Annotated in this window: 20 protein-coding genes and 2 pseudogenes; 11 read left to right on the plus strand and 11 right to left on the minus strand. The window is 72.1% G+C overall.

Translation table 11 applies throughout. The features are described 5' to 3' along the window. Window positions 1-367: 367 nt before the first annotated feature. Entirely contained in the window at window positions 368-640 is a 273-nt protein-coding gene (locus KYY02_RS13065; protein WP_371238079.1) for a twin-arginine translocase TatA/TatE family subunit, read from the plus strand. On the opposite strand, the gene KYY02_RS13070 is transcribed toward KYY02_RS13065, so the two are convergent. The 4 genes and pseudogenes from KYY02_RS13070 to KYY02_RS13085 form a co-directional block, all read right to left on the minus strand. Continuing rightward, on the minus strand, window positions 546-989 hold the full coding sequence (locus KYY02_RS13070) for a respiratory nitrate reductase subunit gamma (protein ID WP_371238080.1): 444 nt from the start codon (window positions 987-989) through the stop codon (window positions 546-548). The genes KYY02_RS13065 and KYY02_RS13070 overlap by 95 nt on opposite strands. 127 nt (window positions 990-1116) lie before the next feature. Beyond that, on the minus strand, window positions 1117-1809 hold the full coding sequence (locus tag KYY02_RS13075; protein ID WP_371238081.1) for a response regulator: 693 nt from the start codon (window positions 1807-1809) through the stop codon (window positions 1117-1119). Window positions 1810-2287: 478 nt separating this feature from the next. Beyond that, window positions 2288-2464: pseudogene (locus KYY02_RS13080) on the minus strand (pyridoxamine 5'-phosphate oxidase family protein); the annotation flags it as partial. 245 nt (window positions 2465-2709) lie between these two features. Then, on the minus strand, window positions 2710-3594 hold the full coding sequence (locus KYY02_RS13085) for an SGNH/GDSL hydrolase family protein (RefSeq protein WP_371238082.1): 885 nt from the start codon (window positions 3592-3594) through the stop codon (window positions 2710-2712). Window positions 3595-4337: 743 nt separating this feature from the next. On the opposite strand from KYY02_RS13085, the gene KYY02_RS13090 reads away from it, so the two are divergent. The 3 genes from KYY02_RS13090 (at window position 4338) to hpnR (ending at window position 9681) form a co-directional block, all read left to right on the plus strand. Beyond that, on the plus strand, window positions 4338-6896 hold the full coding sequence (locus KYY02_RS13090) for a molybdopterin oxidoreductase family protein (RefSeq protein ID WP_371238083.1): 2559 nt from the start codon (window positions 4338-4340) through the stop codon (window positions 6894-6896). A 4-nt stretch (window positions 6897-6900) separates the two neighbouring features. Beyond that, entirely contained in the window at window positions 6901-7356 is a 456-nt protein-coding gene (locus KYY02_RS13095; protein WP_371238084.1) for a hypothetical protein, read from the plus strand. Window positions 7357-8169: 813 nt separating this feature from the next. Next, on the plus strand, window positions 8170-9681 hold the full coding sequence (gene hpnR / locus KYY02_RS13100; RefSeq protein WP_371238085.1) for a hopanoid C-3 methylase HpnR: 1512 nt from the start codon (window positions 8170-8172) through the stop codon (window positions 9679-9681). 736 nt (window positions 9682-10417) lie between these two features. Here hpnR and KYY02_RS13105 read toward each other — a convergent pair. Next, the gene (locus tag KYY02_RS13105; RefSeq protein ID WP_371238086.1) at window positions 10418-10828 is read right to left on the minus strand and encodes a four-helix bundle copper-binding protein; all 411 of its coding nucleotides are present in this window, start codon (window positions 10826-10828) and stop codon (window positions 10418-10420) included. 966 nt (window positions 10829-11794) lie between these two features. Next, a complete protein-coding gene (locus tag KYY02_RS13110; RefSeq protein ID WP_371238244.1) occupies window positions 11795-12319 on the minus strand; it encodes a rhomboid family intramembrane serine protease in 525 nt (174 codons plus the stop codon). Between the two features lie 840 nt (window positions 12320-13159). Between KYY02_RS13110 and KYY02_RS13115 the strand changes: the two genes are divergently transcribed. From KYY02_RS13115 to KYY02_RS13130, 4 genes are all read left to right on the plus strand, one after another. Beyond that, window positions 13160-14392, plus strand: coding sequence for a cation:proton antiporter domain-containing protein (locus KYY02_RS13115; protein WP_371238087.1), 1233 nt, complete (start codon window positions 13160-13162; stop codon window positions 14390-14392). Window positions 14393-14507: 115 nt separating this feature from the next. Next, entirely contained in the window at window positions 14508-14798 is a 291-nt protein-coding gene (locus KYY02_RS13120; protein WP_371238088.1) for a hypothetical protein, read from the plus strand. Window positions 14799-15097: 299 nt separating this feature from the next. Further along, on the plus strand, window positions 15098-16387 hold the full coding sequence (locus KYY02_RS13125) for a cation:proton antiporter (protein ID WP_371238089.1): 1290 nt from the start codon (window positions 15098-15100) through the stop codon (window positions 16385-16387). Window positions 16388-16801: 414 nt separating this feature from the next. Next, window positions 16802-17863 carry a hypothetical protein gene (locus KYY02_RS13130; RefSeq protein ID WP_371238090.1) on the plus strand — a complete coding sequence of 354 codons (1062 nt, stop codon included), beginning with the start codon at window positions 16802-16804 and terminating at the stop codon, window positions 17861-17863. Window positions 17864-17998: 135 nt separating this feature from the next. Here the strand turns inward: KYY02_RS13130 and KYY02_RS13135 are convergent. Continuing rightward, window positions 17999-18396 (minus strand): annotated as a pseudogene (locus tag KYY02_RS13135) (MarR family transcriptional regulator); the annotation flags it as partial. Window positions 18397-18417: 21 nt separating this feature from the next. Further along, window positions 18418-19512: a PP2C family protein-serine/threonine phosphatase gene (locus tag KYY02_RS13140; RefSeq protein ID WP_371238091.1), complete on the minus strand. Its 1095-nt coding sequence runs from the start codon at window positions 19510-19512 to the stop codon at window positions 18418-18420. Between the two features lie 322 nt (window positions 19513-19834). Here KYY02_RS13140 and KYY02_RS13145 point away from each other — a divergent pair, with 322 nt between their 5' ends. Beyond that, a complete protein-coding gene (locus KYY02_RS13145; RefSeq protein ID WP_371238092.1) occupies window positions 19835-20071 on the plus strand; it encodes a hypothetical protein in 237 nt (78 codons plus the stop codon). On the opposite strand, the gene KYY02_RS13150 is transcribed toward KYY02_RS13145, so the two are convergent. Beyond that, complete coding sequence (locus KYY02_RS13150) at window positions 19998-20234, minus strand: Na+/H+ antiporter NhaA (RefSeq protein ID WP_371238245.1); 237 nt, start codon at window positions 20232-20234, stop codon at window positions 19998-20000. The two genes, KYY02_RS13145 and KYY02_RS13150, sit on opposite strands and share 74 nt — an antisense overlap. Before the next feature lie 518 nt (window positions 20235-20752). Further along, window positions 20753-22294, minus strand: a complete 1542-nt coding sequence (locus tag KYY02_RS13155; protein ID WP_371238093.1) for an alanine/glycine:cation symporter family protein — start codon at window positions 22292-22294, stop codon at window positions 20753-20755. 660 nt (window positions 22295-22954) lie between these two features. Here KYY02_RS13155 and KYY02_RS13160 point away from each other — a divergent pair. Beyond that, on the plus strand, window positions 22955-24649 hold the full coding sequence (locus KYY02_RS13160) for a BCCT family transporter (protein WP_371238094.1): 1695 nt from the start codon (window positions 22955-22957) through the stop codon (window positions 24647-24649). Between the two features lie 421 nt (window positions 24650-25070). Continuing rightward, window positions 25071-25196, plus strand: coding sequence for a DUF294 nucleotidyltransferase-like/CBS domain-containing protein (locus KYY02_RS13165; protein ID WP_371238095.1), 126 nt, complete (start codon window positions 25071-25073; stop codon window positions 25194-25196). 201 nt (window positions 25197-25397) lie between these two features. On the opposite strand, the gene rpsR is transcribed toward KYY02_RS13165, so the two are convergent. After that, window positions 25398-25646: a 30S ribosomal protein S18 gene (gene rpsR, locus KYY02_RS13170; protein WP_371238096.1), complete on the minus strand. Its 249-nt coding sequence runs from the start codon at window positions 25644-25646 to the stop codon at window positions 25398-25400. Between the last annotated feature and the right edge of the window lie 25 nt (window positions 25647-25671).

Raw genomic sequence — 25671 nt, forward strand, 5'->3', positions numbered from 1 at the left:
GACGCGTGGGACGACATGTGTGGAGGCAGGATGTCCTGACTCCACACCAACTGTAAAGGAGACGCAAAGTCTCTCCCGGTCGATCCCCTACGCTTCTACGTGATTGTAGAAGTTATACCGCGTACCACCGTCCGTGCGGCGCCCGCCCTCCATGGACCACACGCACCTCCAAGGAGTGGACGTCATCATGGCGCCCAAACGACTGCTCGGCCCGCCCGGCATGGGCGGCCCACCGTCGACACGACGCCTGTTCGCCGGGCGGACATCGTGTAGACGCCCTCGGCCCCCGCACGCCACCCCAACCATATCTACATTGATGTAGATTCCGTCTGGGCCGCCCGTACCACGGAGAAGGAGCACTGCACCCATGTTCGGACTGAGCGAGCTGGCCGTCATCCTCATCGTCGTCATAGCCGTCCTCGCCGCCAAGAGGCTCCCGGACCTCGTCCGCTCCGCGGGCAAGTCGGCCCGCATCCTCAAGGCCGAGGCCCGCGCGATGAAGGAGCAGGAGGACAAGGCGCCCCAGGCGCCCGCGGCTCCCCGGATCATCCAGGGGGAGACGCTGCGGCCGTCCGCCACCGGATCCGAGCGGACCGGACACACGGGTGACACGCCGCCCGAAGGCCGGCCGGGGCACTGACGGGGCCCCTCTCCCCGAGGAGGCCGAAGGCCCCCGGCCGGCGCCGGGCGGCCGTGGCGTCTCCCGCGACACCGGCCGCCTCGGTCCGGCTCCGCGGGATGGCCGGACCGCCGGTGCGGCCCACCACGACGAGGACGCCGAAGCGGGACAGCGGGCTGCCGCCGCGCAGCCGGCGCCGTTCGTGGAGCCGGCAGGAGCGGGCGGTCCAGCCGGACTCGGCGTAGGGGTAACGCCCGACGTGCCCGAGGACGAGGACCACGGGGCCGACGTACGGCAGGACCGATCCGCCGCGGACGCCGTCGGCACCGGACCCCACCGCCGGGGTGACGGCTCGCGCGGGTGCGGCCATCGGGGCCTCCCGCCCGCGGGACGGGCGTGTACTGCGGCGGCGCGCAGGGATCGAGGCCGACCCGCTCCTCGGGCGGGCCCTCGGCGGTGAGCCGCGGCGTACGGCCGGTGCGGTTCGCCGCGTGCCGTCAGCGGCCCTCCTGGCGCAGCCGGCCCTGAGCCTGGGTGGCGATGACGGCGGCCTGGACGCGGCGCTCCACGCCGAGCTTGGCCAGCAGCCGGGAGATGTGGTTCTTGACCGTCTTCTCGGCCAGGTACAGCCGTCGGCCGATCTGGCGGTTGGTCAGGCCCTCGCCGATCAGGGCCAGGATCTCGCGTTCCCGGTCGGTCAGCCCGGGCAGCGCCTGCGGCTGCTCCTCCTCCTGCGGCCCGCCGCGCAGCCGGGCCATCAGCCGGGTGGCGGCGCTCGGGTCGAGCAGCGACTGGCCGCGGGCCACCGTGCGCACGGCGGTCACCAGGTCGGAGCCGCGGATCTGCTTCAGCACGTATCCGGCCGCGCCGGCCATGATCGAGTCGAGCAGGGCCTCCTCGTCGTCGAACGAGGTCAGCATCAGACAGGCCAGGCCGGGCATGGCCGAGCGCAGCTCGCGGCACACGCTCACCCCGTCCCCGTCCGGCAGCCGTACGTCCAGGACCGCGACCCGGGGGCGCAGGGCCGGAACGCGGACCAGGGCCTGCTCCGCGGTGGCGGCCTCGCCGACCACGGTGATGTCCGGTTCGTCGTTCAGCACGTCGTGCACCCCTCGCCGGACCACCTCGTGGTCGTCCAGCAGGAAGACCCGGACCGGACTGCCGGGCCCCGGCTGCTCGCCGTCCGCCATCGATTGCTCCTCGTTCCGCGCTGTGTGATCGTCCACGCCGACCGGGATGCCCCCGGCTCTCACATCTTGCGCAATCCAGGGACGGGGGACCAGGGCCGATCGGCCCTGGTCCCCCGGTCCGGGCCTGTGGCGGCGGGGACCGCACCATGGGACCGGGTGGTGGTCGGCGGACGGGTCCGCGGCGTGTTGGGCGTCCGGTCCGACGGGAAGGCACGCCCGCCGCCAGGCCGGGCCGGCGGACACGGGCACGGGAGCCGGCCCGGTGCGGGGAGGGGACCCGCCCCTCCGGACGCCGGGGGCCGGCCGTCCCGCGCTCCGGAGGGGCGGCCGTCGTCCGTCCGCGACCGCCGGACTCACCCCGTACAGGAAGCGCCCGGTGACCAGCCCGGCCTCGACGCGGACGAGGACCTCCCGGGCCGAGGGCGCCCAGGAGACCGGTCCGGCGCGGGTCGGACGGCGGTGTCCGGCGCGGGTCGGGCACCACCGCGGCCGGGCCCGCGACGACGACGCTCCAGCCGGAGTGCCGGACGGCGTCGACGGCGTCGGCCCCGAAGTCGGCCACCACGCCGTCGACCGCGCGGACCGGTTCCGAACCGGCGGCGGTACGCAGCAGGACCGCTCCGTCGGCGTCCGGGCGGAAGTCGACCGGCAGCACGGCGGGCAGGCCCGGCGGCTGAGGACGATGCGGCCGACGGGCGCCCCGGCCATCAGCCGCAGGCGCTCCTGCCGTCCGAGTTCACGGAAACCGTCATCGGGGTACATCGCCCGCCCGTCCTTCGCCCGGTGCTGCGGTCCTGCGCCCTTCCACCCTGCGCCGGGCACGACCGGGAGGTGAGGGCCGACGGTCCCGTTCCTCCCGGCGGACGGCCCGGCCGCCGTGCCCGCTCCACTGCGCGGAAGTCACCAGGCTTTCGGGGGCGCGGTGTCCGCCCCGCGGACGGCGGCGGCGAGGACGGCTCCGATCGCCCGGGCCCCCGAGGTGTTGGGGTGCAGGGGCGCGGCCGGACGGATGGGGGCCAGGCCCTCGATGTAGCGGTCCGCGGGGGCGGCGCAGATGTCGTGTCCGGTCCCCGGGGTGTGGGTGTCGACGAAGGTGGCGCCGTGTTCCTCGGCCGTGCGCCTCAGTGTGCCGCTGAGGTGGTCGACCACACCCTGGAGGTAGTTGGCGTCCTTCTTCCAGAAGGGCTGGGCTGGGTGGCAGCCGTCGGGGCGGAGGTAGTTGCCGTAACCGACGACGAAGACCCCGGCGTTCGGCGCGCGCCGGGCGATCTCGTCCAGCACGGTGCCGAAGACCGGTGCCCAGGCGTCGATGCGGGCCCTGACCCTGTCGGTACCGCCCGCGGTGTTCTCCTCCGCGCAGCTGGTGCCGTAGGGCTCGGGCAGGACGTTGACGCAGCCCAGCGCTTCGTCGAAGACGTCGGTGTCGTTGCCGCCGATGGTGACGCTGACGATGTCGGTGGCGGGCGTCAGTGCGTCGTACTGGGGGGCGGTGCCCGGGTGCTGGGGCGTGCTCAGGTGGGCGGCGGTGGCGGCGGAGCAGGTGACGTCGGTGAGGCGCGCACCGAGTTCCTCGGCCGCGACGCGCGGGTAGCCGGCCAGGGAACGCAGGCACATCGGGTCGGCCGGATCGGCCGGCGGCACCAGGGGGGCGGCCGCGTAGGAGTCGCCGAGCGCGACGTACCGCGGTGGTTCGGCCGTGGCCGACGCGGCCGTGACCGGCGGGGCGGCCGACAGGACGCCGGTGGACAGCACGGTGGCCAGGGCCATGCGCAGGGTCGTCGTCAAGGACGCCTCCGTCCGGCGGGTCGGGATGTGTCGGGTCTGCCCCACGATGAGCATGCCCGAACGGGCATGCCGTCGCACGGCATGCCGCGGCCGGCTACTCCCGCCGGATGACGGCGTGTGGCGCGGGGCCCGTCGATCGGCGCCCGGGAGCGGCTTCGGCCACGGGCGCCTGTCGCGGCCGGTACGCCCGTCGGCGGGGTCCGGCGCGGCACGCCTGGGCTCTCCTGCCTGCCGGCACGAGCGCGCGCCGGTGGACCGGTGCGGTGCCGCTGCCGTTTCCCGGACGGGCCTGCGCTCTTCGGGCGGCTCGTCCGGCTCCAACCGGAGGCGGCCGCATCCGGTCCTGCCGCGTGGCCGGCGGGGTACGGCCGTCGGCCGGAGCGGGCGGTGCGGCCGACGGAGGGCGCACCGACGTCCCCGGGGGCCGCCGCTGTCATCGCCGTCCGCAAGGCCGCAGCCACCGGGATCACGGCGGCCCCGCGACCGCGACCACGGTCTGCAACGCTTGCTGCCGGCAAAGGCCGAGCTCAGCCGGCTGAACGTCCTCCGGGCCACGAAAGGACGCTGCGGGCGGCCGGCAGGACGCATCTCACGGAAACGCCCCAGCGGCCGTGGCCCGGGCGACGACGACCGCCGCTGCCTCCGTCGGGCAGGTGGTTCTCCGTCCCGCACGGATAACAGCCGCCGGTGGACGGGTACCTGTGGGCCGCCCGTGTATTTCCTCCCACTGGAAGAGGCCGCTCATGAGTGACCGGATCGCGGACATCTGGGGCGCGCGCACCCCGCATGCGAGGGACACTCCCTGGCCGGTGCGCGTCGACACCCATCTGGACGCGTCACTGACCGAGGAGGACGTGGACCGGTGGGTGCAGTCGGCATGCGTGCTGTGCAGCAACGGGTGCGGTTGCGACATCGCGGTGAAGGACGGCCGCATGGTCGGCGTCCGCGGCCGTGCGGCCGACACCGTCAACCACGGTCGGCTGGGGCCCAAGGGACTGTACGGCTCGTGGCAGTGGAGCCGCACCGACCGGCTCACCCGCCCGCTGGTGCGCGATGCCGACGGGGAGCTGGTGGAGACCGACTGGGACACGGCGATGGGCCGCATCGTCGAGCGCTCACGGCAACTGCTGGCGACCGACGCGGGGGCTCTCAGCCACGCCTTCTACACCTCCGGCCAGCTGTTCCTGGAGGAGTACTACACCCTGGGGGTGATCGGGAAGGCCGGGCTGGGCACGCCGCACATGGACGGCAACACCCGGCTGTGCACCGCGACTGCGGCGGCCGCGTTGAAGGAGAGCTTCGGCTCGGACGGGCAGCCGGGCAGTTACAGCGACATCGAGGCCACCGACGCCGTGTTCCTGTTCGGGCACAACATGGCCGAGACCCAGACCGTGCTGTGGACGCGCGTCCTCGACCGGATCCACGGACCGAACCCGCCGCGGATCGTCGCCGTCGACCCGCGCACCACCAAGGTCGCCGAAGCGGCGCGGGCCACCGGCGGGGTGCACCTGGCGCCGTTGCCGGGCACCAACCAGGCACTGATGAACGCGCTGACCCGCGAGGTCGTCCGCAACGGCTGGCTGGACGAGGAGTACATCGCGCGGCACACTCTGGGATTCGACGAGATGAGGGCCGTCGTCGAGCCCTACACCCCCGAACACGCGGCCGACATCTGCCGGGTCCCGGCCGACGACATCCGCCGCGCGGCGGAGATCTTCGGCACCTCGGAGCGGGTGCTGTCCACGGTGCTGCAGGGGTTCTTCCAGTCCCACCAGGCCACCGCCGCCTCCTGCGCGGTGAACAACCTGCACCTGCTGCGAGGCATGCTGGGACGCCCCGGGTGCGGAATCCTGCAGATGAACGGCCAGCCCACCGCCCAGAACACCCGCGAGTGCGGCGCCGACGGGGACCTGCCGGGCTTCCGCAACTGGGACAACCCCGAACACGTCCAGGAACTGGCGGACCTGTGGAACGTGGACCCCATGACCATCCCGCACTGGGCGCCGCCGACTCACGCCCTGCAGATCTGGCGCTACTGCGAACAGGGCTCGATCGGCCTGCTGTGGATCTCCGGCACCAACCCCGCCGTCTCCCTGCCGGAGCTGCCCCGCATCCGCGGAATCCTCCAGCGGGACTCCCTCTTCACCGTCGTGCAGGACGGCTTCCTCACCGAGACCGCCCGCTACGCCGACGTCGTCCTGCCGGCCGCGCTGTGGGGCGAGAAACAGGGCACCTTCACCAATGTCAACCGCACCGTGCACCTGTCGGACAAGGCGATCGAACCACCGGGCGAGGCCCGCAGCGACCTGGACATCTGGCTGGACTACGCCCGGCGCATGGACTTCCGCGACAAGGACGGAGCCCCGCTGATCAAGTGGTCCGACCCGCAGGGGGCGTTCGAGGCGTGGAAGGAGTGCACCCGTGGCCGGCTGGTGGACTACACCGGCCTGACCTACGACAAGCTGCGCGGCGGCAGCGGCATCCCCTGGCCCGTGAACGAGAGGGCCCCCGAAGGCACCGACCGCCTCTACGCCGACGCCGACTTCCCCACCCACCCGGACGTCTGCGAGACCTACGGCCACGACCTGCTCACCGGAGGGGTGCTCAGTGCCCAGGAGTACCGCGCCAAGGACCCCGGCGGCCGCGCGTTCCTCAAGGCCGCCCCTTACGTCCCGCCGCCGGAGGGCCCACGGCAGGAGTACCCGTTCGTCCTGACCACCGGCCGCACCGTCTACCACTTCCACACCCGCACCAAGACCGGACGCTCCCGCCGGCTCCGCGAGGCCGCCCCGGGGGTGTGGGTGGAGCTGTCCGTCGGTGACGCGGCACGGCTCGGTGTGCGGGAGGGCGACCTGGTGCGGCTGGAGTCGCCCCGGGGCGCCATGCAGGCCCCGGTACGGATCGGCCGCGGCCGGGACGGGGTGGTGTTCGCGCCGTTCCACTACGGCTACTGGGACCAGCCCGACACCGACGGCTCCGCGCCCGGCGACAGCCCGCGCGCGGCGAACGAACTGACGGTCACCGAATGGGACCCGGTCTCCAAACAGCCGTTGTACAAGATCGGCGCGGTCCGGATCGTGAAGATCGCCGACGCCACCGGTCCGGCGCCCGCTCCCACCACCACGGCCTCGGCGCCGGCCGCCCCGGACAGCGTCCCGCCCACCGTCGGCGGCCCGGACGGCGACGTGCACGAACACCTTCACGCCGCAGCGCCGCCGAAGCCCGCCCCGGCACCGGAGACACCAGCCGGACAGCCCGGCTCCGGCGGGAGCACGACCTCTGCCACCGACACGAAGGACTGAACTCATGCGTCTCGCCACCTACGTCGGCCTGCAGCACACGGCGTCGCGCACACTCGCCGACGCCTTCCGCCAGGTCGCCGACGGCCACGCCGCCGAACCGGACGTGCACTTCCTCTGCCACACCCTCGCCCGGATGAGCGACGCACACGTCGACCGGCTCGCACCCGTCGCCGACCGCTACGGCGAACAGCGCGAGGACGAACCCGAACGGCTGCACGCCGACGGGCTGTCCCGCAGCCGCTCCGGCGGCGTCGGCCTCCTGCGCGACCTGCAGGACCTCTACACCCTGGCCTCCTTCGTCGACATCACCTGGACCGTCCTGGGCCAGGCGGCCCAGGGAACACGCGACCGCGAACTGCTGGACGTCGTGGATACGTGCAAGACCGGCACCCAACGCCAGCTGAAGTGGCTGAACACCCGCATCAAACAAGCCGCGCCCCAGGCCCTCATCGCCTCCTAGCCGACACCTGGCCCCGGTCGGGGGGCAGCCCCGATTCCGGCCCGGACGCGTCGGGTCATGCCCGTCCAGCCGCGGCGTGCCCTGTGCTGTGCTCCACTTCCCGTGACCGCAACGGGAAGTGGCGCATCCAGCCGCTTCCAAGAAGAACTCGATGCCAGACCGCGGCCCGTCCACGCAGGTGCCGCCCACCGTGGTTCACCTGCGCCCGCTTGCCGGCCCTCTCCTCCTGGGCTTCCTGGGCCGGTCGGCGGCACGTTCGTCGTCGCCGCATCGCAGCTGCAACGGCTGCCCCCTGCTCAGGGGCAAGGCCATGACGACCGTCCTGCCGGCCTTCGTCTTCCCCTGCGGTCCGCGGCGTCGGTGCCCGGTTTCCCGTGCCGGGACGACGTCGCGGCGACCGGCATGGCCGTGCTGTCCGCGACCTGGCCGTCCCTGGTGGGGCCCATCACGCTCACCCACCCGCCCGGGAGCGCCCACAAGGCCGCCGGGCTGCTGCTCCTGCTCGCCGCTCCGGCCCGGTGGGTTCCGATCGCGGTCGGCGGTACGACGAAGCTCCTCACCTCTGTCGTCCCTGTGTCGGCCTCACCGCGCTTCGTGGTGGCCGTGCACGTCCGGTCCGGCCGACGCCTCCGTCCGGGCAGCTTGTGGTCCGGGCACCGCGGTGGCCTCGGCGAGCAGGGGAGGCGGGCGAAGCGAAAGCGTACGGCAAGGCGTTCCGCCTCCCTGGTCTCCCGGCGTGGCTCCGGCGATAAACACTGACAAAGGTGAGGAAATGGTTCACGTAGCTGCCCTTGCCTCCGGCTGGAGACTGAGATGCGCGTGATGCTGGTCCATCCGAGCGCCCTGATGTACTCGGAGATCTTCCTGCGGCTGGAACCACTGGGCCTGGAACGGGTGGCCGCAGCAGCGCGCGACGCCGGTCATGAGGTACGCGTCGTGGACCTCCAAGTACTCCCCCGCGACCTGCTCGACCACGAGCTGGAGACGTTCGCGCCCGAGGCCGTGGGCATCTCGCTGAACTACCTGGCCAACATCCCCGAAGCGATCGGGATCGCCCACCACGCCAAGGCCGCCTCCCCCGGCTGTTTCGTCTTCCTGGGCGGCCACAGCGTCTCGTTCATCGCCGAGCACGTACTGGAACAGGCCGAGGGCGCGGTCGACGCGCTCGTACGCGGCGAAGGGGAGCCGGCCGTCGAGCCGCTGCTGGCGGCAGCGCGCGACGGCGGGCTCAAGGACGTCCCGGGCGTCGTCTGCGCGGAGGGCCGGGGGCCGGCCCCGAAGCTGCTGGACAGCCTGGACGCCCCCCGGCCCGCCCGCGACCTGATGCGCAAGCGCAACCGGTACTTCATCGGGGAGCTGGACCCGTGCGCGTCGATCGAGTTCACCCGTGGCTGTCCCTGGGACTGCTCCTTCTGCTCCGCGTGGACCTTCTACGGACGGAGCTACCGCAAGGCGTCACCCGAGGCGGCTGCGACGGAGTTGGCGTCGATCCGGGAGCCGAACGTCTTCATCGTCGACGACGTGGCCTTCATCCGCCCCGAGCACGGGCACGGGATCGCCGCCGAGCTGGAGCGGCGGCGCATCCGTAAGCGGTACTACCTGGAGACGCGCAGCGACGTCCTGCTGCGCAACGAGGAGGTCTTCGCCCGTTGGACCCGGCTCGGCCTGCGTTACATGTTCCTGGGCATGGAGGCCCTGGACGCCGAGGGACTGGATCTCTACCGCAAGCGGGTGAGCCCCGACGACAACTTCAAGGCCCTGGAGACGGCCCGCCGACTGGGGATCACGGTGGCCATCAACCTGATCGTCGACCCCGCCTGGGACGCGGAACGCTTCCGCGTCGTACGGGAGTTCGCCCTGTCCGTTCCCGAGATCGTGCACCTGACGGTGATGACGCCATACCCGGGCACGGAGATCTGGCACACCGAGGCCCGCCAACTGACCACCCGTGACTACCGTCTGTTCGACATCCAGCACGCCGTCGTGCCCACCACACTGCCCCTGGAGGAGTTCTACCGGGAACTCGTCCGCACACAGGCCGTGCTGAACCGCAAGCACCTGGGGCTGCGCAGCGCCATCGGCGCCATGGGCGTGCTCGGCCGCAACCTTGCGCGCGGCCAGACCAACTTCGCGCGCATGCTCTGGAAGTTCGGCAGCGTCTACAACGTGCGACGCCAACTGGCGGACCACCACAAGCCCGTACGATACGAACTGCCGCTGCCCGGACACGGTGCCGCTCCGCCCGCTCGGCAGGACCTGTTCATCCACACCAGGACGGCCTCCCGCACCCGTGCACAGAGCGACCCGGAGCCCGACGGCGTCTGACCCGGCACGTCCCGGCGGCCGAGTGCACCCGCCGGGCCACGCCGCACGCACCGGAGGTTCGCGTGGAAGATCGGGGAGACCGAACCCGACACGGGTGGCCGGCCGACCAGACGTACGGCCGGGAGACCGCCGGGAGCGCGTGGGCCGGCGTGGACGGCGCCGACCGTCCTTGCCGCCGCTGGGTGTGGCTGTCCCGCCGTGGTGTCACTCCCGGACACGGGCGACGCGACAACAGCCCGCGGAACGACCGGCAGGCCGTCCGCGCCGGATCCGCCGGCGCTCGCGACGGCGGGCGTCCGGGAACCGGCCCGGGACGCGACCCCTCGGCTCGGGCAGAGGGGGGACCGGCCGCCGGCTGTCCTCACGTCCGGCCGCCGCCCTCCTCCGACCAGGTCGGGAAAGGCCCACTGCGCTGCGCCCGGTACTCGCCGTTCCCACGTGGTCCGTGATCGACGCCGTCCGTCACGGCAGTCACGGGCCCCCGGTCCGCGGATTCCGGCGTCCTGATCGGCCGCGCCACCCGGCGGGACGCCGCCGACTTCACGCCCACCGGTTCGGTTTCTCGTTCCCGGCGCACGGGGCCGACTCCTGGGGGCCGCCTGCCGACCGCGGTGTCGGCCCGGACAGCCCTGTTCCGTTTCCTCACGACCTCCCAGGGCACCTGACCGCAGGCGGCAAGCAAGCCCGACTCGCCCCCGGGACCCCCTTCCGAGGCCGGGTTCGTCGACCGGACCCGTCAGCCGAGTGAGGCGATCAGTTCGTTGCAGGCCTGTTCGCAGCGGCGGCAGGCTTCCGCACAGACGCGGCAGTGGTCGTGCCGGCCGGCGTGGCTCGCGCACTCGTCGCCGCAGGCCTTGCAGACGGTGGCGCACGCCTGGAGGATCGCGCGGGTGATGTTGGCGTCGTAGCCGGTGTGGCGGGAGAGCACCGCGGCGGTGGCGTTGCAGATGTCCGCGCAGTCGGCGTTGGTGCGGATGCACTTGGTCAGCTCGCTGACCATGTCCTCCGACAGGCAGGCGTCCGCGCACGCGGTGCACGCCTGCGCGCAGGCGATGCACTCCTCGATGCAGCGGGCGAGCTTGTCGCGGTCGACGCCGCCCAGGTCGGCGGGGTAGGTGTCGAGCATGTCCTTGACCGCAGTGGTCATGAGGGCCTCCAGGCTGTCGTTCCGTCTCGCGGGTGAACGCCGTACGGGTAACACCGGGCACCGCTTCGGAAACCCACGGGCCACCGGTCCAAAAGACAGGGCATGGGTCTGTACGTCTTGGGCGGTCCGCTGCGCACACCGTCGGCCGCGCACCGGTCTCCCCCTCGGAAGCTCCTGCCGCGCCCCGAGGAGGAGGACGCCGGCCAGAGGAGGACGCCGGCCAGAGGACGACCCGGCTGCCGCCGGAGCCGGTGACCGTGCCCCGCGCCCCGGCGGTTCGCCGCCGGGGCGCGGGACCGCTGCCCGACGCGGGCAGCATACGGATCAACGGGTCAGCGGAATTCGACGGGAGCTTCCCAGAACGGGATCGTCGCCGTGGCGACGGACAGTCCCGTGCCACCTCCGCGATGCCGACGGCGGTCTCCATGCGCACCGGCCCCACGTCGCCAGCCACGCCGTCGCGGCGCGCCAGGAGGACACGGCTGAGCTCGTGGACCAGCAGGAGGACCGCCGCACGGCCCGGTGAGCCGGCACTACTGGGCCGGCCAGGACGGGCGACGGGGAGCCGGTCCGCGAACCCCGGGACGAGCACACCGAGGAGGACGACCGGAACGCTCCCGTGTGCTCCGGTTCGCTGCCGGCCACGCGCTCGAGGGAAGGCCGCCGTCACGACCGTGTGCCTCTCCCCGGTTCCGGGAACACCGGTCCGGGTCTCGCACGGCCCGGTCCCCACCCGTAGCTGGTCGGCGCCGCACGCCCCCGTGAGACCTGTGAGACGACCGTGCCACGGGTGGCTGGGGTCCTCTGCCGGCCGCGGAGGTGGGTCACCTCATCACCGTCGGCGCGGACTTGACGGGTGGCGTCCGACGGTTCCCTGACCACGCCGGTGTGAAGTGACGGGAGGGACCGACGGCGACCACTGGGATGCTCCACGGCCCGACGGACCGCTGTGGCCTCCTGCATCGATCAGGTCTGCCGGGGCCTTCGGAGCGCGAACGCCGCAGCCACCCCGCCCAGCAGCCCGAAGAGATGTCCCTGCCAGCTCACCCCGGCGGCCGTCGGCAGGACGCCCCACAGGAGTGATCCGTAGACCGCGGCGACGAGGACACCCACGACGACGTCGCCGGCGCGGCGGTCCACGAAGCCGCGTACCAACAGGTAGCCGAGGAAACCGAAGACGACACCGGACGCGCCCGCGGTCGTGGAGTGCGCGGGAGCCGTCAGCCATACGCCCAGGCCGCTGGTGAGGACGATGAGGACGACGACGGCGAGGAACCGTCGCACGCCCGACAGCGCGGTGAGGAAACCGAGCACCAGAAGCGGCACGGTGTTCGCGGCGAGATGGCTGAAACCGAAGTGCAGGAAGGCGGCGGGCACGACGTCCCGCAACTCGCCCACCTGGCGTGGACCGACGCCGAAGGTGTCCAGGGCGTGTCCGCTCGCCGCGTCCACCGCTTCCAGCACCCACAGGAGGGCGACCCAACCGGCCATCACGACGCCGGCGGTCCTGGCCCGCTTCCGGCGTGACCCGGACGGGGAGCGCTTGTGGCCGTACGATCCGTGGGGAGGAAGCGCGTCGCGCCCGGGGCCGTACTGCGATCCGTGCATCATGAAACCTTTCTGGCCCTCTTCGTGTACTGCTCAACGCCGGGGGAGACGGTTCGGTTTCCGCTCTGCGAACAGCTCGCCCGGCTCCGGCAGCCGACGTCCTGCGCCCGGACGGGTCGTTCGGCCAGGACGGAGCGGCCGGTACGTACGGTGGGCGCGTGCGCCTGCTCCCGGAGCCCGTTCGCCGGCTTGCCGCCCGGTGCGCGGTCGTCCTGCCGGCCGCAGGAGTCGGCTGTGCCGGGATCCGGGTGTGTGTCGCGCTGCGGTCGGCCGTCGTCCCCGTGCTGCTCGCCCTGCTCGGTGCCGCACGGTTCCTCCCTGTGCACCGGTGGCCGGTCGGGGCGAGGGGGTCAGCCGGTCCGTTCGGCGTCCTCGGCCGGTTCCGGACCGGCTCCGGCAGCTCGCTCCAGGACGTCCGCAAGCCGCTTCCGGGACAGCCGGGCAGGTGAAGCGAGGACGAAACGCGGGAGGGAACGCGCATCGACCGACAGGAGTCGTGCCGGCCTGTCCGCCCCTCGGGCAAGGGCCGGGTCCGGGCCGCTCCAGAAGCTGCCGGCCGGTGCACGTGGTCCGACGCCGACGCGCAGGGGAACGCACGGGGAGCAGCCGGACGTGGTTCCGCCGTGCCGCGTGCGGGAGGTGAGACGTTCCGCGCTGCGACCGTTCGGGGGCCGATCCGGCCGACAGGACATGCCGTGATCGCGGCGGGGCACTCACAGGTGCATGCTGGATATCCTGCTGACCACAGCTGGTGCCCTGGCCCTGACGGTGGCCGCTCTTTCGAAGCGCATCCAGCGGGCGCCGCTGACCGCTCCCCTGCTGGCCCTGCTGACCGGCGTCGCCTTCGGCCCCGTAGGACTTGACGTCCTTGGCCTGCCCACCGTGGTGGAAGGGCACAAGGAGCTGCACGAGGTCTGCCGCCTGCTCCTGGCCGTCTCGGTGATGGCCGTGGCCTTGCGTTACCGGTTCCGCGACGTACGGGCGCAAGTCACACCCGTAGCGCTTCTGATGATCATGGCCATGGCCGGGATGGCGCTGGTGACCACAGCGGTGTCGGCCACCGCTCTCGGGGTCGGGCTGGGCACGGCGGCGTTGCTGGGTGCGGCCCTGTGCCCCACCGATCCGGTGCTGGCCTCGAGCGTCGTCACCGGCGAGCCCGCCGAGAAGACTGTCGCGGCCCGCACCCGGCAACTGCTCTCCCTGGAGTCGGGCGCCAACGACGGTCTCGCCCTGCCCCTGGTGCTCGCCGCGATCGCGATCACCGGGCCCCTGAGCGGTGGTGAGGCAGCGCTGGAGTCCCTCTGGCAGGTCGCGGGCGCCACGCTGCTGGGAGCGGTGGTCGGCCGGCTGGGTGGCAGAGTGCTGCGAGCCGCCGAGAACCACCGCACCATGCAGCCGGGCCCTCTGCTCCTCTACACCCTGATGCTCGCGTTGCTGGTGCTGGGTGCGTCAGGGCTGCTGCACGTCGATGGTGTCCTGGCCGTCTTCGTCGCCGGTCTGGTCTTCAACGCGACCAGTTCGGTCGACGAACGGACGGACGAGAACGAGATCGACGAGGCGATCAACCGATTCGCCGTCCTGCCGTTGTTCGTCGTGTTCGGCGCCATGATCCCCTGGCGGGCATGGGGCGACCTTGGATGGTGGCGAGGCCTGCTGCTGGTCCTGGGCGCACTGCTGTTGCGTCGCCTGCCGGTCGTGCTCGCCCTGAAGCGCCCGCTGTCCCTGACCTGGCGCGACGCGCTCTTCGTGGGCTGGTTCGGGCCCATCGGCGTCTCGGCCCTGTTCTACCTGACGTTGGAGGCCCACCGGCTCGGCGCCGATCCGCGGGTACTGGCCGCCGGAACGCTGGTCATCGCCGCCAGCACCGTAGTGCACGGCGTCACCACCACATCCGCGCTGAAGGCCTACCGCACCGCCGGCCGGCGGACGAAGGCCTCCGACGGCAGTGCAGGGTGACCTTGCCGCCGGCGGTCCCGGTCCTCGCTCGGCCGGTCCCTGTGGGGGCGTGGTCATATGCAGCCTGGCAGAATGTGCCGTCGAACGTGGAGCGGGGGGCACTGTGCGCATACCGGTGGGGAAACGAGGGGTCATTGGCCTGCTCCTCCAAGCGGGCCTCGGACTGGCTGCGCTGGCGCTGCTCGCCGGAGTGCTGAAGGCGGCGATTCCGGTCGGTACGGCGGCGGCCGCGACAGGCGAGGGCGGCAGTGTTCTTGCCGTCTCGGTTCTGACAGCCTTCTCCAACGGCACGCTGGCAGCCGCGGTCTGCACCGTGCAGCTCGCACTGCTGCTCCTCTGTCTCAGGGGCGTCCGGCTCTGCTGGTACCGCCGGCGCGGTCGGCGGCCGAGACCGCAGGCGACCTGATCGGGACTCCGGCCGGGTGCGTGCACGGCCACGGATGCCGCAGGTCAAGGGCGGTCCCTGCACCTTCTCGGCGCTCCAGTTGATGCAGTGGTGGACAGGACCGGGGTACCGATCGTCGATCGTCGGCTGGACCGGTCGCAGGCACCGGGCACAGCAGGTCCGTGCGGGCTCTTGCGGTGACAGGGACGCCAGTGGGTACGTGTACCAGGCCCGAGCTCCTCGAGCAGGCCGAGAGGAAGGATGCCTTCCGGTCCGGTGCCGGCACCGGGAGCGTTCGATCGACAGCGGGAGTATGTCAGGTGGTACTCGTCTTCGTCTTCGGGGTGGCGCTGCTGGTTGCGGTGCTGCTGTCCGGGCTGGCCGCCCGGTCGGTGCTGTCCACCTCGCTGCTGTTCCTGGTGGGCGGCGCGATCGTCAGCGACGGCTTCCTCGGTCTGATCCACATCACTCCGGACAGCGAGATCGTCAGGGTCACCGCCGATCTGGCGCTCTTCGCGGTGCTGTTCACCGACGGCATGCACGTCTCCCTCCCGGCCCTGCGCCGGTCCTGGCGCAACCCGGCCCGCGCGCTCGGCCTGGGCATGCCGCTGGCCTTCCTCGGGGTGGCGCTGCTGACGCACTTCCTCGTCGGACTGGACTGGACGACGTCCTTCCTGGTCGGCGCCGTACTGGCGCCCACCGACCCGGTGTTCGCCTCGGCCATCGTGGGCCGCGAGGAGGTCCCCGCCCGGCTGCGGCAACTGCTCAACATCGAAAGCGGCGTCAACGACGGCCTCGCCCTGCCGTTCGTCCTCGTCCTCATCGCGTCCGCCGCCCCCGCCGGCCACGCCGAGGACGCCGGCTTCGCCTCGATCGCCGCTGAGCTCCTCCTCGGGCTCCTCTTCGGCGTGGTCCTGCCACTGCTGGTGCACTGGCTGGTCCGCTTCCGGCTGCTGGGTGCGGAACCCTCGCTTCAGCCCCTGCTGCCGCTGGCGGTCGGAGTCATCCTGTACGCGGCCTGCCACCTCACCCACGCCAACCCCTATCTGGCCGCCTTCTCCGCGGGCGCGGTGACCGCCGCCCTCGCGCCGCAGGCCAAGGACGCCTTCGAGCCGCTGGGGGGAGCCCTGGCCGAGCTGGCCAAGTTCGCGGCGCTGCTGGTCTTCGGCGCCCTGCTCACCCCGCACCTCTTCGGCGAGCTCTCGATCGGCGGCTACGCGGTGGCGGTCCTGTCCATCTTCCTCATCCGCCCGGCCTCACTGCTGCTGTCCCTGCTGGGCACCGACTTCAACCGCAAGGAGAAACTCACCGCGGCGTGGTTCGGGCCCAAGGGATTCGCCTCGGTGGTCTACGGACTGCTGGTGCTCCAGGCCGGCATCCCGCAGGGCGAGGAGGCGTTCACCCTGATCGCCGTCACCATCGCCTTCTCGATCGTCGCCCACAGCAGTACGGACGTACCGATCGCACGCGTCTTCGACGTCGAGGAACTGATCGGTCTCCCCGACGACGACAAGAAACCACAGCGCCGACCGCGGTCCTCCGACGGGGAGAGCGAGAGGCACAGCGACATGGGGGCCGGCGGCCGCCGTGACCGACCCCACGCGGACTGAGCGACCCCTGCCCGGGAATCCGGTCACGCCGGGACACGGACGCTTACGGAGCGGGCGGACAGACCAACCTCACCCCGTCGTCCGGCCCATGGGGAGAAAGCGCACCTGTCGGGCCCCGGACCGGTGAGCGCCGCCCGACGGCCGCATCTCGGGTGACGCGGCGCCGTTCATCGCCCGGCCGAGTGGGTGAGCTCCGGGGCGGACGGCTCTCCGCCCGCCCCGCTGAGGACGGACAGGGTTCCTACGAACGCCAACCGCCGCGCCGGACTCAGCCGTTCGACGAACGCCGCGCTGGCTCTGTTCACGAGAACCGACAGCAAATGTTCACCAGTTTCGACAGCACGGAGCGGTCCGGAATCTTCGAACGCCGGTGGCCTGATGACACCTGTCAGACCTCGGGCCTAAGGTGTGCCGGTGATCTTCAGAAGGAAGCAGAAGGCCGCGGACCTGGCCGCCGTCATGTCAGAGCTGGAGCAGGCAGTGGCCGCTCGCGACGGTGGCCGCACCGAGCGTGCGTTCGACGCGGCGATGAGTGGTCTGCAGTCGGCGACGGGCACCGAATGCGTGTCGGTGGGACCCCGGTTGGCCGCGCTACTCCCCGCCTTTCCGCCCACTGGTCCGCGCCCGATGCTGGCGACGATGGCCGGCTTCTGCGTGGAACGCGGTGCCGATCCGGCGGCCTGTGCGGAACCGATCCTCGACGGCACCCACCGGGACCTGCTCGATGCCCTAGAGTTCGCCCGCCGCTGGTCCGCCGCCGGCGGTGCCGGGGACGAACTGCCGGAGGCCGACGAGAAGATCATTGACGACGCGCTGATGGCCCGGCTGGGTGGCGAGGCGCACCATGCGTTGCGGCTGGCGCTGGCCTGGTGCTCGGTCGAGCAGTGGCAGCCCCCCGCGCTGGCCGTGCTGTGCCGCAGCACCGAGGTGCGCCGTCGGCACGCATCCGCGCTCCTCCCCATCTGCCGCGACCTGGCGGCCCTGGAGCAGCACGACCTCAAGTGCCTGGCCTACGCGCTGGCGATCCTGGACGACGAGCCGCTGGTGGTGTTGCACCGGCCCACCGGGACCGGGTTCGAAGTGCGCATCGGCGGCATCGGCGACAACTTCCAGTTGCACACGCTGCTTGCCCACGTGCTCGTCGGCGGCGGCCACGTGCCCGGCACCGCACCGTCGGCGGAGAGCGTCCGCCTGGCCATGGACCCCGAGCCCGCCCAGGGGCGCACCCGGGCCGTCGCGACCGGGGCCTTCGAACTCCTCGCCCCGGACGGGGAGCGGATCTGGAACGAGGGGCTGCCCGACGACATCCCCGTTGTGGAGGGACACCGCCTACTCGTGCTGGACGAGCCGATGTACCCGCGCAGTTGGAACGCCGACCGGTTCTTCCCGATGCTGCCGGGGACGGCCGAGCTGACTCGTGTGCTGTCCGCCGACGAGGTCCAGACCTGGTTCACCTACACCTGCTGGACGTCCTGACCCGGTCGCCCGGCGCCGCTCGGCGTCGGCTGCTGCTGCGGCCAGAAATCGGGGCTCGGGCCGAGCGTCTATCGAACAAAAAGCGCGCCGGGGTGCTGTCGAAATTGCTGAACATCTGCTGTCGATTTTCGTGAGCAGAACCACCGCGCTCTCCGTACGCCGCCGAGTGGTGATGTCCCCGACGGTGCGCCACCCTTCCGCCGTGGACCGCAGCAGGGTCTCACGCCGGCCCCGGGACCGGCCTGCCGGTCCCGGGGCCGGCGGCGACGAGCCGGTCCAGCATGCGCATGGCCGTCGACGGCGCGACGTGGAACGACTCGGCGAGGGTGACCGGTTCGGTCGCGCCTCCAGCGGGAGAGGACGACCAGCATCCGGGACCGGGGCAGGGCGACCCCGTTCCTCGACCGCGGACAGCGACCGGGCGGAGACGGCCGCCAGCGGCCGGGAGGCGGTCAGCGCCGCGCGGGGACGACCGCGTCGACGTCCCCGTGGCCCCTGCGGGGGACTCGTGCTCCGGCACGGGGCCTGCCCACCGCGTCGAGGCGGTCGCCCGCTCACACGGCGGGAACACGGTCGCCCCCCGGCTGTCCGTGACCGTGGTAGCGCAGCAGGAGCATGGCCGCGTCATCGTGCAGTGGTCCGTCGGCGTGCCGCAGCAGGTCCTCGCGCACCGCCTCCAGGGCGCGGCCCGCATCGGGGTCCTTGAGCAGATGCGCCCGCTCGGCGAGCGGGTAGAACGCACCGCTGCTGTCGCGGGTCTCGGTGACGCCGTCGGTGTGGAGCAGCATCTGGTCGTCGGCCGTGAAGTCGACGCGGTACGGCTCCGGCCCCTCCTCCTCGTAGGCCCCCAGGCCCAGAGGCAGCGCGTAGGACGCCGGCTCCGGGAAGGAGACGGTGCCGTCAGCGCGTACCACCATGGGGGCCGGGTGCCCGAAGCTGAGCATGACCGCCTCACCTGCGGAACCGATCTCGGCCAGGACCGCCGTGACGAACTTCTCCCCCTCCACCTCCCGTGACACGCTTCTCTCCAACCGCTCCCCCAGTCCCACCAGATCAGGCTCGTCGTGGGCCGCCTCCCGGAAAGCGCCGAGCACCACCGCGGCCGTCTCCACGGCGGCGAGTCCTTTGCCCTGGACATCGCCCACGATCACCCGGACACCGTACGGAGAGGCGACCACCTCGTAGAGGTCGCCGCCGATACGGGCCTCGGCGACGGCGGAGGTGTAGGAGACGGCCACCTGGAGCGGGCCGGCGGTCCGCGGCACCGGACGCAGCAGCACCCGTTGGGCGGCCTCGGCGATCGACCGCACGCTGGCCAGTTCGGCCTCCCGGCGCGCACGCATCACGGAGGCCACCACTCCCACACCGGTGACCCCCGCCACCGACGCCAGCGCGGTGAACCCACGACGCCCGTCGAACAGGTCGTTGTACAGACCGAGCCCGACGCAGAGCACGAGGGCCACCACCCCGATCAGCACGGTACGCCGCCATCCGCCGACCAGACTGGCGAAGGCCGGGCCCAGCGAGACCAGCGGCAGGAAACCCACACCGGGTCCCGCGGTGACGTCGGCGACCGCCACCACGGACATCGTCGCCATCGGCATCCAGTACAGCACCGCCGGACCGGACGTCGGCTCGCTCGCGGTCATGACGTCCTCCAGAGGCGTCGCAGTGATCAGAAGCGGCTCCGCCCCGCTCTTCCAGGACCGCCTCCCCTGTCTTTAGACTATGCAAAGGTTTTGCGGATGAAGCGGCCCTGCCGAACTGGTTTACCCAATCGAAGCCGACAGCGGGCACGGCCGCTCCAGAAGGACGAGGACGGCGCGCGGGAGCACCCGGCCCCACCGGCCGGCGCCGGCTGGTCGCCCGTCCCCCGGCCCTTGCCCCTCGGCCGGCCTCGGCATCCTTTCGGCGGGCGGTTCCTGCTGCCGCACTGCACGGGCCGGGTCCCTGGGATCGGCTGCGGGAGCCGTGGAAGGCGACCGTGCAGGCGACGGCTCCGCCGAGCGCCGGGAGGTCCGGATCGCTGGTGGAGAAGGGCGCGACGACGGTCGCGCCGAGGCCGTCGACGACGGCGAGGGTGAGGGTGAGCAGAAGGCGCGCGGCGCGGGCGGCGGCTGGGTGCCGCGGGCCGTCAGGACCGCGAGGGCGGGGGCGCTGTCGGTGGCCATCGGCACTGCCAGCCCTCCAGGCCGCCGCCTGCCATGACCGTGTCGGCGTGCAGCGCGGCAGGAACGATCATGCGACAGACGGCGGCGATGACCGGCAGGGCCGCCGTGGCGGGGACGCGCAGTTCACCGAGGACGGGTTCACGTCTCGGCTCGACACCCGCGACGAGGGGGAGAGGGTGAGCAGGCCGCGGGAGGTCCAGTGGCCCACCGAGAGGCCGGGGCCGGAGGGTATGCCGAAGCGGGCGTCACGTACCTGTCCGCAGGCGCCGCTCCACGGCGTGTTCGCCCACACCGGCGCGATGACGGCGGTTGTGGGGAGCACCGGCCCGCCGACCGTCTCCGTCCTCAGGGCCTGGACCACCGGGTCGCGTCCGGCTGGGGCGGTTGCGAGGAGAAGGGAACGCTCACAGGGCGCGGCAGCCATGAGGGCGGCCCTCCGAAGTGCCGGCTTCAGGGCATACGGGCCCTCGGACGCCGACTGGATCTCCCAAAGCACCGTGCGTCGGACACGGCCGCCCCGGGCGGGCCGATCACCGACGCGTCGCCTCCACCCCGATCGTCCCTCAGGGCATGCGGTCGGGACGTGTTTCACCTGCTGGAACGAACACGACGGAGACAGGACGGGAGGGCCCGCCCACACCAAGACGTGAGGTGTGCGCGGGCCCTCCCCCAGCCTTCGGCCGGGGACGCCCCCGAGGAGCCGGGCCGCGGGGTGCGGTCAGGTGGTGGTCCTCGCCGGCTCCTGGTCTTCGCCGGACCCGTCGTCCGCGCTCTCGCCGGCCTTGCGGGCGCGGACCAACTCCAGGAAAGAGTCGAGCTCGCGCTTGACGATCGGGGCGAGGAGGTAGAGGCCGATGATGTTGATGACGGCGAGCGTGAACAGCACGGCGTCGGCCAGGTCGATCAGGGTCTGCAGGGTCAGCAGCGAGCCCGCGACGGCGAACACGGTGTAGATGACCTTGTACGTCACCTCGCTGGCCCGGCTGCGGCCGAAGAGGTACGTCCACGCCTTGAGGCCGTAGTAGCCCCATGTCAGCACCGTGGAGACGGCGAACAGCAGCACCGCGACGGTGAGGACGTACGGGAACCAGGGCAGAACCGTCTCGAAGGCGTCGGAGGTGATCGTGACGCCGCCGATGTCCTCGCCCGCGCGCGCCTTGGCCCAGCTGGCCGGGTTGGCGATGACGATGGTCAGGGCGGTCATCGTGCAGATGACGACGGTGTCGATGAACGGCTCCAGCAGCGCGACCAGGCCCTCGCTGGCGGGGTGCTTGGTCTTGACGGCGGAGTGGGCGATGGGGGCGGAGCCGAGACCGGCCTCGTTGGAGAAGGCGGCCCGCTTGAAGCCGATGATCAGCGCGCCGAGGACACCGCCGGCGACGCCCTCCGGGTTGAAGGCCCCCTCGACGATCGTGGCGACCGCGTCCGGGACGGCGGTGACGTTGACCAGGATCACGGCCAGGCACGCGACGATGTAGATGCCGGCCATGGCGGGCACGAGCCTGCTGGTGACGTTGGCGATGGAGCGGATGCCGCCGAGCAGCACGGTGCCGACGAGCGCGGCGATGAGGATGCCGAAGAACAGCGCACCGGCGGAAGAGCCCAGCGCGCCGTCCTCGCCGCCGGCGACGGAGACCAGCTGCGCGTAGGACTGGTTGACCTGGAAGAGGTTGCCGCCGAAGAGGCCGAAGAACAGCACCATGAAGGAGGCGAGGACCGCGAGGACCTTGCCGAGCTTCCTGCCGCCCGCGCCGAAGCGGTCGGCCAGGCCCTTGGGCAGGTAGTGCATGGGGCCGCCGGAAACGGTGCCGTCCGGGTGCACCTCGCGGTACTTCACGCCGAGGGTGACCTCGACGAACTTGGTGGCCATGCCGAGCAGGCCGCACAGGATCATCCAGAACGTGGCCCCGGGACCGCCGATGGAGACGGCGACGGCCACACCGGCGATGTTGCCGAGGCCGACCGTGCCGGAGACGGCGGCGGTCAGCGCCTGGAAGTGGTTGACCTCACCGGCCGACCCCTTCTCGTCGTACTTGCCGCGCACCACGTCGAGGGCGAGTTTGAACTTGCGCAGCTGGATGAAACCGAACCAGCCGGTGAACACCAGACCGGCGACCACCAGCCAGGCGACGATGAGCGGAAGATCCGTCCCCCCGACGGGAACGGCGTAGAAGACGACTTCTCCGAGCCAGGTGGCGATGGGCTCGAAGAATCCGCTGACGGCCTCGTCGACGGACTGGGTGATGGAGTCGAGTGACACTATGGCTACCTCGATGGCGCAGGACCGGCGCACAGCGGACTGTGCCGGGACGGTGTGCTGTCGTTGAGCGAACGCCGTTGTCCGATCGGCGATCCCGGGGCCCGCTCCGCGGACTCGGAGCGTGATCGCCCTGGTCGTGCAGTCGGCGTGTGCGCCGACGCTCCGCATGGGCGGCGGGGGGTGGTACCACCTGCGGATTCGCGCAGTTGTACCATAACCTTTACGAGATCTTTGGTGATGCAGATCACATGACCGTCGGTGATTCCCGAAAGTGCCAGCGAGCGATACCGGACCGTTATGCGGACAACCTGGCCCGTTCACCGGACATCACCCGGCAGGTTCAGCGAGGTGAGCCGAGGGCGCTTCGGCTGAGGCAGGGCCCTGATGCTCCGGTGCCGGTCGGTCGTCCCGCGCAGGCCGACCATTGTGGCTCGAGGAGCTGCGAGGACGGCGTCCAGGTCGGTGGTACAGGGCTGCCCAGGGGAGCGGAGCGGCCGCTTCGGACCGGTGCCGCCTTCCGGGTCGGGGCGACCTCGTTCGAAAAACTCGCCGAAGGCGACGGCGGGGAGGCCGGCCGCACGCTGTGCCGCGCCGCCTTCTCGGCCGCCGGGCGGCGTGCCGTCCGCTGCCGTGATGGCACGCGCCCCATAGTGGAGCTTCATGAGCATGGAACCGATCGACCGGCCGCAGCCGGGCTCCGCGCCCACCCCTCCCGTCACCGGCTCGCCCGACCGCGTCCTCGTGAGCGTCGGGATGGCCACCGTCGCCGCCGTGGTTCTGTGGGCCTGGCTCGGCGAGGAGTCCTTCGACAGTGCCTCCTCCACGAGCCTGACGTGGGTCCTGAACAACTTCGGCTGGCTGTTCGTGGTCGCCGCGGACGTGTTCCTGGTCCTGTGTCTGGTGATCGCCTTCAGTCGGTTCGGCCGGATCAGGCTGGGCGAGGACGACTCCGGGCCGGAGTTCGGGAACCTCGCCTGGATCGCGATGATGTTCAGCGCCGGCATGGGCATCGGACTGATGTTCTACGGGGTGGGGGAGCCGCTCACGCACTACCTGGCGCCGCCCCCGGCGAGCGGCGTGCGCCCCGACTCCGGCGCGGCGGCGCGCACGGCCCTGGAGTACTCGTTCTTCCACTGGACGCTCACCCCGTGGGCGATCTACGGGATCGTGGGGCTCGCCCTGGCGTACGCCGTGTTCCGCAAGGGCCGCGGCAACCGGCTCAGCGCCGCGTTCGTACCGCTCATCGGGGCCCGGCGGGCCGGGTCGTGGCAGGGCAGGGCGATCGACCTGCTCGCCGTCTTCGCCACCGTGTTCGGTACGGCGACGAGCCTGGGGCTGGGCGCGCTGCAGGTGGCCGAGGGCCTCGACCTCACGGTGGGGGTGAGCGCCTCCCTGACCACGGAGCTGATCATCATCGCGGTGCTGTCGGCGGCGTTCGTCGTCTCGGCCTTCTCCGGTCTGCACCGGGGCATCAAGTGGCTGTCGACGCTGAACATCGTGCTCGTGGCGGCGGTGACGGTGTTCATCTTCCTGTTCGGTCCGACCGTCTACGTCCTGGACACGATTCCGGCGTCCGTCGGCGGCTACCTGCAGAACCTGCTGCCCATGGCCACACGGACCGGCGCCTTCTCCGACCACGCCTGGCTGGGCGCCTGGACGATCTTCTACTGGGCCTGGTGGCTGTCGTGGGCGCCGTTCGTGGGGACGTTCATCGCCCGCATCTCGCGCGGCCGGACCATCCGCGAATTCCTCGTCGGCGTGCTGCTGGTGCCGAGCGGGGCGACCGTCGTCTGGTTCTGCGTGATGGGCGGTTCGGCGCTCCGGCTCGAGTCGACCGGGCAGGCGGACCTCGCGGGCGCGATGGAGGACGGTGTCGAAGCGTCGCTGTTCGCGATGCTGGACGCGCTGCCGATCGGCATGGTCACGTCGTTCATCGCGATGACCCTGGTCATGACCTACTTCATCACGAGTGCCGACTCGGCGTCGCTGGTGATGGGCTCCCTGACCAGCCGCGGGGCGCTGCACCCGCCGTCGTGGCTGGTCGTGGCGTGGGGCGTGCTGATGGCGGCGGTGGCGGCGGTGCTGTTGGTGGTGGGCGGACTGGACTCGCTGCAGACGGCGACGATCCTGGTGGCACTGCCGTTCGTGGTCGTCATGCTGCTGCTGTGCTGGGCGCTGCTGCGGGAGCTGCGGCAGGACCCTGCCGTAGGCCCCTCCCGCCACCACGCGCTGCACGGGCTGCAGGACGTCGTGCGGACGATGGTCGGCGACGTCGTCGCGGAGCGGGACCGGGCACGCCACCACCGGCTGCGGCGGGCGGCGAAGGCCCGCGCGGAGTCCGACGACGGGGCGTGACGTGCTCCCTCGGAACGGTCGCACGGTGCCGGGTCCGACCCGCCGGGCGGCTCAGTGGGGCGACGGCACGACGTCTCCCGTCTCGTGGTCGCACACGACAGCGGTGCATCGGCGAGTTCTCGTACGGCCGGCGGCGGGGCGCCGAGGACTCGGCCGGGTTCGGCGTCCGCGTCCGCCCTGACCTGATCAGGACCGTGATCCGCCGGCGGGAGAACGGTCCCGCGACGCCGGGGACGGGCGCGCACACGTTCACGCGGCGAACGGCCCTCACGCAGGTGGCGCGGGAGAGGTCCGGGCACGGTGGCGCACGGCCGTGCCCCGAGGTCCGTGGCGGGCGTCGGCGAAGACCTCCGTGGGGCGTACGGGCGGCGCATGTCGGTGGTATCCGCTGGTGACGCGTTCGTCGGCGGAGGAGGCCCGGGTGGCCCGACAGGTTCGCGAGGTCATGACCGACCAGCCCCTCGGGGCGGGCCCGGGCACCACGGTGCAGCGGGTCGCCGTCGTACTGCGGGACGGGAACGTCGGCGCCGCCGCCCCCGACGCATGACGAAGGCATCCCGAGGGCCGGGGCGCGATACGGGTCGTCCCGCTCGACGGCGTGGTCCTGCGACGGCCAGGGCGTCACGAGCGCGAGCGGCGGCGACGAACAGCGAGGAGCGGGCCCTGCGCCGCTCACGCTCATCAGAATGACAGCGGAACCGCTCAGCGCACCGCGACCCACCCCTTCGGCGGTCGCCCGTACAAGGAGTCAACGGCCTTTCGCGTTACCCGGGTAGGGCAGGAGAGCCATCTCGCGGGCGTTCTTGACGGCGGCGGCGAGCTGGCGCTGCTGCTGGGCGGTGACACGGGTGACGCGGCGGCTGCGGATCTTGCCGCGGTCGGAGACGAACCTGCGCAGCAGGTCGGTGTCCTTGTAGTCGATGTAAGTGATCCCGGCGGCGTCGAGCGGGTTGGGGCGGGACTTGACGGGCTTACGGGGTTCCTGACGGCGGGCCATGGGAACTGCTCCTTGAGCATGAGAG

Origin of the sequence: Streptomyces pimonensis (genome assembly GCF_041380215.1) — a bacterium.
GTDB lineage: Bacteria > Actinomycetota > Actinomycetes > Streptomycetales > Streptomycetaceae > Streptomyces > Streptomyces pimonensis.